The sequence below is a fragment of the Mycobacterium sp. IDUB_37 genome (genome assembly GCF_055419245.1).
The window spans coordinates 876,226-890,727 of the sequence record NZ_JBVAXG010000002.1 but is presented as its reverse complement, the minus strand read 5'-3'; the positions used below and the strand labels follow the sequence as shown (position 1 = coordinate 890,727).

Annotated in this window: 1 protein-coding gene (only partly in view); it reads right to left on the bottom strand. The window is 67.6% G+C overall.

The features are described 5' to 3' along the window. A protein-coding gene (locus tag ACZY1I_RS10740; RefSeq protein ID WP_463754314.1) for a non-ribosomal peptide synthetase crosses the window boundary here: on the bottom strand, positions 1 to 14,502 show its 5' portion. Its footprint begins 963 nt before the window's first position; the window shows 14,502 of its 15,465 coding nt (coding positions 1-14,502); the start codon lies at positions 14,500 to 14,502; the stop codon falls past the left edge of the window.

Here is a 14,502-nt window from a genome sequence, read left to right as displayed (position 1 = left end):
CGTGCCCTGTGGCAGGAATTCCAAGGCGTGTTCGTTGTGGTGTTGGGCCCAGGCGATGTTGAGGTCTTCCAGCAGGATTCGCCACGACACCCCGTCGACGGCCAGGTGGTGAATGACCAATGCAAGTTGACCGGAAGGCGCCGCCCACAGTGCGCTCAGCATCACGCCGGCGGCCGGGTTCAACCGTGACCGCGCCGCCACTATCGCCTCATCGGACAACACGTCCACTGTTTGCACGCACTGACCGGCAGCCACCGAACCCGGTTCGGGCACGACCAGCGACCAATCGTCCGTGTCTCGAGCCCCCAGGCCCTCGACCCGCAACCGCAACATGGCATGCCGATCCAGCAAGGCCTGCAGCACCACCAACACATCTGCGTGCGTGACGCCCGCCGGGGCTTGTAGCACCACGCTCTGGTTGAACTGCTCTATCGGGCCCTGCACGCTGCGCAGCCAGCGCATGATCGGCGTGGCCAGAACCGGCCCGATGCCCTCGTCGACCACGCCGGAGACACCGTCGTCCGCCATCCCGACCACCCGGGCCAGTCGGGCCACCGTCTGCTCGACGAAGATGTCGCGGGGCTTGCAGATGACGCCGGCGGCACGCGCCTGCGTCACCACCTGCATCGACGAGATGCTGTCCCCACCCAGATCGAAGAACGAGTCGTCCACCCCAACCCGGTCCAGGCCCAGCACCTGCGCATAGATATCGGCCAGGATCTCCTCGATCGCGTCGCCGGGCGCGCGATGCTCGCCGGCAATGTATTCCGGTGCAGGCAGGGCCGCAGTGTCGAGTTTGCCGTTGACCGTCACCGGCAACGCGTCGATCACCATCACCGTGGCCGGAACCATGTAGGCCGGCAACCGCTCGGCCAACGCCGCGCGCGAGATGGCCGGGTCGGCGGTTCCGGTGACGTAGCCGACGAGGCGCTTGTCACCGGGTCGGTCTTCGCGGGCGATCACCGCCGCCTGCTCGACACCGTCCAGCCCGGCCAGGGCGGCTTGGACTTCACCGAGTTCGACGCGGTAGCCGCGGATCTTGACCTGCGCGTCCGCGCGGTCCAGGTATTGCAGCTGCCCGTCGGGTCGCCAGCACACCAGGTCACCGGTGCGGTACATGCGGTCGCCCGGCGCTCCGAATGGGCACGCCACAAATCGTGCGGCGGTCAATTCGGACCGGCCGACATATCCGACGCCCACGCCCTGGCCGGCGACGTACAACTCGCCAACCACTCCGGCAGGCACCGGCCGCAACGACTTGTCGAGCACGAACAGCGCCGCTCCGCTGACCGGCGCGCCGATCGGCGGTGCGCCCGACCCCGCTGGCCCCGCTGTTAATGGCGCACTGATGGTCACACACATCGTGGTCTCGGTCGGGCCGTAGGCGTTGACCATCACCCGCCCCGGTGCCCACTGCTCCACCACCTCGGCAGGGCAGGCCTCGCCGACTACCACCAGCGCCGCCGACTCCAGCCCCTCGGACGGCAAAAGCCGTACCGCGGAGGGAGTCTGGGTCAACACGTCGACCCGTTCGCGCACCAGCAGGGCGTGGAAATCCTCCGGTGAACCCGCTAACTCTTCGGGGACGACCACCACCCGGCCACCGCGCAACAGCGGACCGAAGATCTCCCACACCGAGACGTCAAAGGCCAGTGAATGGCAGAGCGGCCAGACTCCCGCCGCCGGCAGCCCGGCGTCCAACGACCCCAGCAGGGCAGTCACATTGTGGTGAGTGATCGCGACGCCCTTGGGCACGCCGGTGGTCCCCGACGTGTAGATGAGGTAGGCGATGTCATCCGGTTCGGGGGTCGGCAGTACGGCGCCCGCGACGGGTGCTTCGACATCACCGACAGCACCGACGTCGAGCACCGGCAGGCCGGACCCGTCGAGCCGCGACCGCAGCAGCGCGGTGGTGATCGCCATGACCGGCGCCGCGTCGGCAAGCATGAATTCCATCCGCGCCGCAGGCAGCGACGCGTCCAGCGGCAGATAGGCGGCGCCGGTCTTGAGTACCGCCAGGATCGCGACGATCGCCTCGGCCGAACGCTCCAAGAGCAATGCCACGCAATCGCCTGGCCCTGCGCCCTCGCCGACCAGCCGATGCGCCAATCGCGTTGCGGCATCGTCGAGTTCGCGGTAGGTCCACGATTGCTCGCCGGCGCTGACTGCTATCGCCTCAGGAGTTCGCAGCACGTGCTCGGCGAACAACGCCGGCACCGACCCCGCGCGGGGTGCGGGCCCGGTTAGCGCCGCCCGGTTACCGACTTCGTCGAGGCGCGTGCGCTCGGCGGCGTCGAGCACACCGATCGACGACAACCGTGCCGTCGGGTCAGCGGTGATGGCCGCCAGCACCCGCTGCAGCCGCTCGATCAAGGTCGCGATGGTGTCCTCGTCGAACACGTCGGTGCGGAACTCGACCGCCCCCTCAATTCCGGCGGGCTCACCGGCCTCGGTGAAGCGCTCGGCGAACGCAAATGTCATATCCATGCGGGCGGCGCGGGTGTCCACCGGCATCGGGGTGACGTCCAGGTCGCCCAGGGCCAGCTTCGCGGGCGGGTTGTTCTGCCAGGCCAACGCAACCTGGAAGAGCGGATGGTGGGTCAGGCTCCGGGTGGGGTTGAGCCGCTCCACCAGGACCTCGAAGGGCACGTCTTGGTGCTCGTGGGCGTCCAGACCGCGCTGGCGCACCTGGGCCAGCAACTCGGCGACCGTGGGATCGTCAGCCATCTCGACACGCAGCACCAGAGTGTTGACGAAGAATCCGACCAGCTGGTCGAGCGCGGGATCGCCGCGCCCGGCGATCGCGAATCCCACTGCCACGTCGGTACTGCCGCTGAGCTTCGAAAGCAGCACCGCCAAGGCGGCCTGCACGACCAGGAAGCTGGTCGCGTTGTGCGCACGGGCCACCCGCGAGATCTGTTGCTGCAGCTGCACGGGCCATTCCACCGCTGCAGTAGCGCCGCGCTGATCGGCGACGGCCGGATAGGGCCGGTCGGTGGGTAATTCGAGCCGCTCGGGCAGCCCGGCCAGTGCCTGCTCCCAATAGGCCAGCTGCCCGGCAATCGGGCCTTCTCCAACGGTCACGCCGTCAGTCAGGTCACCCAGCTGCCTGCGCTGCCAGAGCGTGTAATCGGCATACTGCACCGGCAGCGGCGCCCAGTCGGGGCGTTCGCCCGAACAACGGCTGGCGTACGCCACCCCCAGATCGGCCAGCAGCGGTGCGATCGACCAGCCGTCGGCGGCGACGTGGTGCAGCACCGCAACCAGCACGTGCTCGTCCTCATCGAGGCGGAAAAGTGTTGTCCGCAAAGGGATCTCGGTGACCAGGTCGAACGTGTAGCGGACCGCTTCACTCGCGGCCTCGTCCAGCTGTGCGGCCGACCAGCCGGTGGCATCAACGATTTCGCAATCGAAGCCGGCCTGCTCAGGCGCCAGCACCAGCTGCTGAGGGATACCCTCGGGTGCCACGAACAGCGTGCGCAGGCTCTCCTGGCGACCCACCACATCGGTCAGCGCCGCACCCAACGCTCCGACATCGAGGTGCCCGCCCAACCGCAACGCGGCCACCAGGTTGTACACCGGGGACGGCCCCTGCAGCTGGCTCAGGAACCACAACCGCTGCTGGGCAAACGACAACGGCACCACCTCGGGCCGCACACCCGCCACTAACGGCTCCGGCCGACCCGGATCCGTACGGATACGCGGCGCCAACTGAGCAACCGTGGGTGCCTCGAAGATGGCGCGCACCGTGACGCCGGCATTCAGTGCGGCGTTGATCGCTCCGATCAGACGCATCGCCGACAGGGAGTCCCCGCCCAGGTCGAAGAAGGAGTCGTCGATCCCGACCCGGTCGACCTCGAGCACCTGGGCGTAGATGCCGGTCAGAATCTCCTCGATCGCACTGCCCGGGCCGCGATGCTCGCCGGCGTTGTATTCCGGTGCCGGCAGGGCGCGACTGTCGAGTTTGCCGTTGACCGTCAACGGCAGCGCGTCGATCGCCACCAGCGCGGCCGGAACCATATAAGCGGGCAGCCGCTCGGTGAGCTGGGCACGGATCTGCGCCGGTTCCACGGTCCCGGTGAAATAGCCGACCAGGCGCAGATCGCCGGGGCGGTCTTCGCGCGCGATCACGGCCGCCTGCCCGATCCCGTCCAGTCCGGTCAACGCGGCCTCGACCTCGCCGAGCTCGACGCGGTAGCCGCGGATCTTGACCTGTTCATCGGCGCGGCCCAGATGTTGCAGCTGCCCATCGGTACCCCACCGCGCCAGATCACCCGTGCGGTACATGCGCTGTCCCGGCGCTCCGAACGGGCAGGCCAAAAACCGCGACCCCGTCAACCCGGCGCGGCCCAGATACCCAACCCCCAAACCGGCGCCGGCCACATATAACTCACCGACCGCACCCTCGGGCACCGGACGCAACCACCCGTCGAGCACAAACAGCGCGGCCCCCGGCACCGGGACACCAATCGGCACGACGTTGTTCTCACCCGGCAGCCCTGCCGTTAGCGGCGCACTGATCGCCACGCACATCGTGGTCTCGGTCGGGCCGTAGGCATTTACCATCACCCGGCCGGGCGCCCACTGCTGCACCACCTCCGCCGGGCAGGCCTCCCCGACCACCACCAGCGCCGCCGACTCCAACCCCTCGGACGGCAAAACCCGCACCGCAGAAGGTGTCTGAGTCAATACATCAACGCGCTCCCGCACCAGCAGAGCGTGGAAGTCCGCCGGCGAGGCCGCCACCTCCTCGGGCACCACCACCACCCGGCCACCACGCAACAACGGACCGAAGATCTCCCATACCGACACGTCGAAAGCCAACGAATGGCACAGCGGCCACACCCCCGTCGCCGGCAACTCCGCATCCAGCGACCTCAACAGCTGAGTCATGTTGTGATGGGTGACCGCCACGCCCTTCGGCACCCCGGTGGTCCCCGAGGTGTAGATCACGTAGGCGATCTCATCCGGCGTCGGCGTTGGCAAGCCGCCGGTGACATCAGGTTCGTCGACATCAGCGACGTCGATTACCGGCAGGTCGAACCCGTTCAACCGCGCGCGTAAATCACCCGTGGTGATTGCGGCAACCGGCGCCGCATCGGTAAGCATGAACTCCAACCGCGCCGCAGGCACCCCCGGATCCATCGGCAGATACCCGGCCCCGGCCTTGAGCACCCCCAACATCGACACGACCGCCTCCGCCGAACGCGAAAACAGCAGCGCCACCAGCGCACCAGAGCCCACACCCCGACCGGCCAACACATGCGCCACTCGGTTCGACGCCTCGTCAAGCTCCCGGTATGTCCACGAACGCTCCCGGTATGTCCACGAACGATCACCGCACCGCAACGCCACAGCATCCGGAGTCTCGGCTACCCGCGCGGCGAACAACGCCGGTACCGACTCCGTTGCCGGGGCGGGCTGAGTCAACATCGCGCGGTTGCCGAGCTCATCCAGCCGGACCTGCTCGTCCTCGTCGAGCACATCAATCGACGACAGCCGCCGGGACGGGTCGGCGGTCATCGCCACCAACACCCGCTCGAATCGCCCGATCAGCTTCGCGATGCCGGCCTCGTCGAAAACGTCGGTGTCGTATTCGACGCGCAGGCCCAACTCTGGCCCCGGCTGGGCTTGCACCGTCAGCGGATAGTGGTTGTATTCGCGGCCGTTGACCTCGCTGATGGACAGGTCGTGGTCGCCAGACACGGCGGTGTCGATCGGGAAGTTCTGATACACGAACAACGTGTCGAACAGTTTGTCCTGGCCGGTGATGCGATGCATGTCGCTGAGCGCCAGGTGCTGGTGTTCCAAGGTTTCGTTGTGCGCGCTTTGCAGCTGCTCGATCAGGTCTGCCGTAGTAGTCGCCGCAGTGATGTCCGCGCGAACCGGCACCGTGTTGATGAAAAGCCCCACCATCGAGTCCGCGCCGCCCAGCTCGGCCGGCCTACCCGACACCGCGGTGCCGAAGACGACGTCATGCTGGCCGGTCATCTGGCTCAGCAACTGCGCGTAGGCGCCCTGCAGCACGGTATTGACGGTGGTGTGACGCGCGCGCGCCAACTCGCTGACGGCTCGCGTGGTCTGCTCAGCCACCCGGAATGAGGCGACACCGCGGGCACCGAGCCCGAGCCCCTGCGGCGGACCGACCAGCGTGGGGCCGCCGAGACCGGCGAGCACCTCGCGCCACGCCGCCTCGGCGGCGGCCCGGTCTCGATCAGCCAGCCAGCTGACATACCTGCGATACGGCACCGCCGCGGGCAAGCGCTGCCCGTGATAGCCGGCGAAGATTTCACCCAGCAGGATCGGCAGCGACCACCCGTCCATGACGATGTGGTGATTGGTCAGCACCAGCCGGTGGCGGCCTTCGCCGGTGCGGATCAGCGCCACCCGAAAGGCCGGCTCGTCAGCCAGCTCGGGGGCCAGCTCGCAAACCGCGGCGCGTTCGCCGGCACACAGCCGCTCGATCCGCTCCTCGAAATCGGCATCGACGTCGGGGCCGCCGTTCAAATCGACATACCGCCACATCGGCGCGGGATCGGCCGGGATGAGCTGAACCGGGTCATCGAACTGTGGGCAGAATCGCGCCGCGAGATGCGGGTGACGGTTGATCACCGTGTGCACCGCATCGCGCAGCCGTTGCTGGTCAACGGCACCGCTCAACGCGATATCGAGCTGCACCGCATACACATCGTCGCTGGCCTGCGTGGTGCTCGCGTGAAAGAGCAGCCCCTGCTGCAGCGGGGTCAACGGCAATACGTCGGCGATCTGATACTGCCGGTGCAGCGCGTCGATCTGGTGCTGGCTCAACCGCGCCGGCGCGATGTCCGATGGGGTCAATCCGCCCCCACCGCGGCGCACGTGCGCACAGATGCCGGCCAGCGCCTCGAACCACAACCGGCTCAGCCTGCTGATCTGGTCGCCGTCGGCCGCCGACGGCGCCCACGTCCAGGTGGCATGCAGATACGGGCCGGCCTCGCTGTCCATCGCGCCCGCGTTGAGCTCCACGGTGTGCGTGAGCGGCATGGGCACCGCCGCCGCGGCGCTGGTCAGCGGCACGACGTCCGGGCCGATGCGCCAGACATCATCAGCAGATGCAGCCGGCGCCGGGGAGCCGAGCCGGCCCAGGTAGTTGAATCCGAGCGGCGGGTCGGACTGCTGCAAGTCGACATCGGGGTTCAGATACCGCAGCAGACCGTAGGTCAGCGGATCGGGTAGCGCGCGAAGCTGCTCCTTGGCGTCCTTGATCAGCGCGCCCAGCGCCGTCTCACCGGCGATCACCTGCGTCCAGGACACCCCACCAACAGCCAGGGAAACCGGGTATTTGGTGGTGAACCACCCCACCGTGCGGGACAGGTCGACGTTGGCCGCCAAGTCTTCGTTGCGGCCGTGGCCTTCGACGTCAATGCCGATCGGGGCGGTGCCCGCACCCAAATATTCAGCGACCGCCAGCCCGAAAGCGATCAGCAAGATGTCTTGTATGCCGGCGTGGAACGCCGCGGGCACCTCGCCGAGCAACATCCGGGTAGTGGCCACATCAAGTGACACCGACAACTGCCCGGCGCTGGCATAGGTATCTACGGCCGGCTGTACCGGAGGTAGCGCGGCTGGGGTTGCCGCCACCTTCCGCCACGTGTCGGCCTGGTCGACCACTTCGCGCGCCTGCGCATGCTCGGCCAGGAGCGTCGCCCACCGCGCAAAGGAGGTGCCCCCCGCGGGCAATGCCACCGGTTGGCCGCTGCGGTGCTGGGCCCACGCGATGTTCATGTCTTCCAACAAGATTCGCCACGACACCGCGTCGACAGCCAGATGATGAACGATCACCGCCAGCTGACCCGCCTCGGTGCCGGTACCTTCCACCCACAGCGCGCTGAGCATCACCCCGGCGGCCGGGTCCAACCGCGACCGCGCCTCCAGCAGCGCTTCATCGGATAACGCCCGGACCGATTGCAGGCACTTGCGTGCGTCGACCGCGTCGGGGGCACCGGCTTCGGGCACTCTCAATGACCAGCCCAGGGCACCCGCCACGTCCGAGTCGTCGACGCGCAGCCGCAGCATGGCATGGCGATCGAGCAGCGCCTGCAACAGCACCACCACATCGGCCTCGGTCACATCTGCCGGAGCCTGCACGAGCAGCGTCTGGTTGAACTCGTCGACCGGGCCGCCGGTCCTTTCCACGCTCTGCAGCCAGGAAATGATCGGTGTCGCGACCACCGGCCCGATGCCCTCGTCGACCACGCCGGCGGCGCCGTCGGCAACCGTCGTCACCCGGGCCAGCCGAGCAACGGTGTGCTCGACGAAGATGTCGCGCGGCCGACACGTCAGACCCGCGGCCCGCGCGCGCGCCACCACCTGCATCGACAAGATGCTGTCGCCACCCAGATCGAAGAACGAGTCGTCCACGCCGACCCGCTCCAGGCCCAGCACCTCGGCGTAGATGCCGACCAGGATCTCTTCGATTGCGCCGACCGGAGCGCGATGCTCGCCGGCGGTGTATTCCGGTGCCGGCAGGGCGCGGGCGTCGAGCTTGCCGTTGACCGTCATCGGCAACGCCTCGAGGACCACCACCGCAGCGGGAATCATGTAGGCCGGGAGCCGCTCACTTAGCTGTGCGCGTATCCCGGTCGGGTCTGCGGTTCCGGTGACGTAGCCGACGAGGCGCTTGTCGCCGGGGCGGTCCTCGCGGGCGATGACGACAGCCTGCTCGACCCCAGGGATCCCGCCCAGCGCCGCCCGGACTTCACCGAGCTCGATGCGGTAGCCGCGGACCTTGACCTGCTCATCGACGCGCCCCAAATGCTGCAGCTGCCCATCAGCACCCCAGCGCACCAAATCCCCGGTGCGATACATGCGTTGTCCCGAAGCTCCGGCGCCGCCGAAGGGGCACGCCACAAACCGCGACCCGGTCAACCCGCCGCGGCCCACGTACCCGACACCCAGCCCGGCACCGGCCACATACAGCTCGCCCACCACACCCGCGGGCACCGGACGCAACCACTGATCCAGCACAAACAGCGCCGCCCCCGGCACCGGCGCGCCGATCGGCACGACGTTGTTGTCACCCGGCAGCCCCGTGTGTAGCGGCGCGCTGATCGCCACACACATCGTGGTCTCGGTCGGGCCGTAGGCATTGATCATCACCCGGCCGGGCGCCCACTGCTCCACCACTTCAGCAGGGCAGGCTTCACCGACCACGACCAACGCCGCCGACTCCAACCCCGCACGTGGAAGCATCGCCACTGCCGACGGCGTCTGGGTCAACACGCTCACCCGTTCAGCAACCAGCACCTCGTGCAACTCATCCGGGGAACCCGCCGCCGACTCGGGCACCACCACCAGGCGCCCGCCACGCAGCAGCGCGCCGAAGATCTCCCACACCGATACGTCGAACGCCAACGAATGGCACAGCGGCCACACCCCTACCGCGGGCAACCCGGCATCCAGCGACCCCAGCAACTGAGTCACGTTGGCGTGGGTAACCGCCACCCCCTTCGGCACGCCGGTGGTGCCCGAGGTGTAGATCAGGTACGCGACGTCATCCGGGCTCGGTGCGGTTAAGGCAGTGCTGGGTTGGGCCTCGAAAGCCGGATTCTCGACATCGATCACCAGCACGTCGGAGCCATCAAACCGTCCGGCCAGATCGACGGTGGTGATCACCGCGCCCGGTGTCGCGTCGGCGAGCACGAACTGCATCCGCGCCACCGGCGCCGCCGGATCGATCGGTAGATACGCCGCTCCGGTCTTGAGCACTCCCAGGATCGCCACGACCGCCCGCGCAGACCGCGAAAGCAGCAGCGCCACAGACTGTCCAGGGCCCACGCCGTGGCCGGCCAACAGATGTGCCACCCGGTTGGACGCCTGATCGAGTTCGCGGTACGTCATGGCCCGGCCCTCGCCCGTCAGCGCCACCGCCTCCGGGGCCCGGGCCACCTGCGCGGCGAACAGCGCCGGAATCGAGACTGCGGCCGGGGCGGGCTGAGTTAGAACCGCCCGGTTACCGATCTCATCCAGGCGGGCGCGCTCCGGGGCGTCGAGCACATCCATCGACGAAACCCGCCGGGTCGGGTCGGCGGTCATCGCCAAGACCACCCGTCGCAACCGCTCGATCAGCGTCTCGATGCTGTCCGCGTCGAACACATCGGTGCGGAATTCCACCGTTCCGCCGATCCCGGCGAGGTCACCGGTCTTGGTGAAGCGTTCGGCCAACGAGAACGTCAGATCCATTCGGGCGGTGCGGGTATCCACCGGCAGCGACGTAACCTGCAAGTCCTCCAACAACAAATCCGCCGCGGGATCACTGTCCGCGGCGAACTGCCAGCCCATGACCACTTGAATCAGCGGATGATGAGCCAGGCTCCGGGTCGGGTTGAGCCGCTCCACCAGCACTTCGAAGGGCACGTCCTGGTGCTCGTATGCGGCCAGGCTGCGGTGGCGCACCTGGCCCAACAGCTCGGCGACGGTCGGATCCCCAGCCACCTCGACACGCAGCACCAAGGTGTTGATGAAGAAGCCGACCAGATCATCCAGTGCGGGGTCGCGCCGCCCGGCGATCGGGAACCCGACGGCGACCTCGGGGCTGGCGCTGAGCTTCGACAGCAGCACCGCCAACGCGGCCTGAACCAGCATGAAGCTGGTCACGTTGTGCTCTCGGGCCACTTGCACAACCCGCTGCTGCAAGTCCGCCGGCCAGTCCACGACCACGCTGGCGCCGCGCTGATCAGCAATTGCCGGATAGGGCCGATCGGTGGGCAGCTGCAATCGCTCGGGCAGCCCGGCCAGCGCCTCCTCCCAGTAGGCCAGCTGGGCGGTGATCGGGCTGTCGCCGTCGGCCAGATCGCCCAACAGAGCGCGCTGCCACAGCGTGTAATCGACGTACTGCACCGGCAACGGTGCCCAGTCAGGCGCCAGCCCCGCACACCGGCTGCGGTACGCCACTGCAAGATCGGTCACCAGCGGGGTGATCGACAAGCCGTCCGCGGCGATGTGATGCAGCACCGCCACCAGCACATGCTCGTCGTCGGCGAGACGGAAAAGTGTTGCCCGCAAGGGGATCTCGAAGCCCAGGTCGAACGTGTGACGCGCCGCGATGGAGATGGCCTCGTCCAGCCGCGCCGCCGACCAGCCGCTGGCATCAACAACTTCCCAACCGAAGTCGGCCCGTTCGGGCGGCATGACGACCTGCTGGGGGATTCCGTCGGTCGCCACCAGCAGCGTGCGCAGACTTTCGTGGCGGCCGACCACGTCGGCCAGCGCGGCACCCAGCGTCGCGGCATCCAGGCGCCCGGCCAACCGCAACGCGGTGGCCATGTTGTACACGGTGGACGGCCCCTGCAATTGCTCGACAAACCACAGCCGCTGCTGGGCAAACGACAACGGAACCACCGCGGGCCGCTCCACCGCCACCAACGGCTCGAGCCGACGCGAGCCCACACCGATGCGCAACGCCAACTGGGCAACCGTGGGGGCGTCGAACACCGTCGGTACCGAAACGTCGGCGGCCAGTGAGATGTTGATCGCTGCGGACAGCCGCATCGCCAATAGGGAATCGCCGCCCAGATCGAAGAACGAGTCGTCCACCCCGACCCGGTCGAGCCTGAGTACCTGGGCGTAGATGCCGGCCAGGATCTCCTCGACCGCAGTGCCCGGGGCCCGGTAACGATCGACGTCCTGGGACTCCGGTGCCGGCAGGGCGCGTTTGTCGAGTTTGCCGTTGGAGGTCAGCGGCAACGCCTCCACGACCACCACCGCCGCCGGAACCATGTAGGTGGGCAGCCGATCGGCCAGCGCGGCGCGAACCTCTTCCGGGTCCGCGGTACCGGTCACATACCCCACCAACCGCATCTCGCCGGGATGGTCCTCACGGGCGATCGCGACCGCCTGCTCGACGCCATCCAGCCCGCTCAGCGCCGCCTGCACCTCGCCCAGTTCGATGCGGTAGCCGCGGATCTTGACCTGCTCGTCGGCGCGGCCCAAATGCTGCAACTGCCCATCGGCACCCCAGCGCACCAGATCGCCGGTGCGGTACATGCGCGCACCCGCGCCCGCGAACGGGCAAGCCACAAATCTGGACGCCGTCAACGGACTCCGCCCGACGTACCCGAAGCCCACGCCGGAGCCGGCCACGTACAACTCCCCGACCACCCCGGTCGGCACCGGACGCAACCACTGATCCAGCACAAACAACGCCGCGCCCGACACCGGGACACCGATCGGCACCACGTTGCCCAGTGGCCCCGCCTGCCCCCCTTGCAGAGGCGCGCTGATCGCCACACACATCGTGGTCTCGGTCGGGCCGTAAGCGTTGATCATCAGCCGCCCGGGCGCCCACTGCTCCACCACCTCAGCGGGGCAGGCCTCACCGACCACCACCAGCGCCGCCGACTCCAAACCCTCAGGCGGCAGAACCCCGACCGCGGACGGCGTCTGGGTCAACACGCTGACCTGTTCGCGAACCAGCAGAGCGTGGAAGTCCTCCGGAGCCGCCACCACCTCCTCCGGCACCACCACCAGCCGCCCACCGCGCAACAACGCGCCGAAGATCTCCCACACCGAAACGTCGAAAGCCAACGAATGGCACAGCGGCCACACCCCGGCCGCCGGCAACCCGGCATCCAACGACGTCAGCAGTTGGGTGACGTTGTGGTGAGTGATCGCCACCCCTTTCGGCACGCCGGTGGTCCCCGAGGTGTAGATCAGGTAGGCAATGTCTTCGGGGCTCGGTGCCGGCAGAGCAGTGCTGGGTTGGGCCGCAACCGCGGGATCATCGACATCGATCACCAGCAAATCGCAGCCGTCCAACTGCGCGGCAAGCCCGGTGCAGGTGAGTGCGGCGATCGGCGCGGCATCGGCGAGCATGAACTCCAGCCGCTCGGCAGGTAACGCCGGATCCATCGGCAGATACGCCGCCCCGGTCTTGAGCACCGCCAAAATCGAAACGATCGCCTCAGCCGAACGCGACAGCAGCAGCGCTACGCACCGACCCGGACCCACGCCCCGGCCGGCCAACAGATTCGCCAACCGACTGGAGGCCTCATCCAGCTCGCGGTACGTCATCTCGCGGCCCGCGCAGGTCAGCGCCACCGACCCCGGTATGCGGGCCACCTGTTCGGCGAACACCACCGGAATCGACACCGGCGCGAGTCGCGGGAGCGTCAATACCGGGCGATTGCCCAGCTCATCCAACCGGGCATGCTCGCCCTCATCCACCAAATCCAAGCATGACAACGACAACTTCACGTCGGTCGCCATCGCCAGCAACGCCCGATTTAACCGCTCCGTCAGCTCCCAGACGTCACAGTTCGGAAAAAACTGTCCGGCACCCGCGGCGCTGAGAAAAAGCTCGTCATCGCCCCTGAAGAAGATCAGTCCGAACTCAACGGGGCCGGCGTGGGTCAACGAGCCAGTTGCCGCAGCATCACCGAAATGCCCGGTATGTGTCGCCGGAATGAAATTGACGACTACTCGATTCGACGCCTGTCCGGAGCCGCGGAGACTCGCCTTGTAGTCAATGCCGCCTACCGGGAACCGCTGATGCTGCAGCGCCTCGCGCATGCGCCGGTCGACGAGTCGGCAAAAATCAGCGACCGTCGACCCCGGCGAAGCGTGCAACACCAGGGGCACGAACCCGGAGATCATTCCGGGCACCATCAGCGCCTCCGGACGTACCCGCCTGCTCACCGGAAAATCCAGCACCACCTCCGGACTCTCGGTGTCGAACGCGCGCACCAGGAGCGCGCACGCCGCCGTGATCACCGACGATCGACGCACCCCCAATGTCTGTGACAACACCCGGATGCCGGCGACGGCGGAAGGGTCCAACTGAACCGGCGCGGAATACTCGTCATCGCGCCCGCCCTCGGCCACGATGGCCGAGCGATAACGCGGCGGTTCGCTCTGCGGCGGAAGGTTCTTCGTCCAGTAGGCCTGATCATCGAGATAGTCTGTGGACGCTTCGTATTCCGATTCAGAATTGATCAGGTCATTCAGCGACCCGAAAAAAGCAGGCGGAATCGAGTCGCCCGAGACCATCGCCGAATAGACGTTCGCAATTCGATGGCAAACAAGCGTCAGGCCGATTCCGTCGACCACGATATGGTGGCAGCAAGCGAATAAATAGAATTGGTCTACGCGCGTCTGCAGCAAAGCAAATTTGAACAGTGGGCCATCGAGGGGCATCAGCTTGCGTTGGATCGATGATGCCAGCCGATTGACGTCCTGTTCAGGATCCTGTGAGCCGACGAGGTCGTAACGAGCGAGCTCGACGTCCGGGTAGTCGAACGGCGTCTGAATAACCTGGTCGTCCACCTGGAAAAAAGCGGCTCGCAGTGGCTCGGCCTCGCTCACCGCGTGAACGATCGCCTGCTCCAGCAGACCGGGGTCTATCGCGCCCTCGATGCGCAGCAGCTCACCCAGCTGCCACCTCGCACCGAAGCTGCCAGTTTCCTGCGCAAGCCAGATGTCGAGTTGCCCCCGCGTCAGCGGGTAGACGCCATCATCCCGATCCAT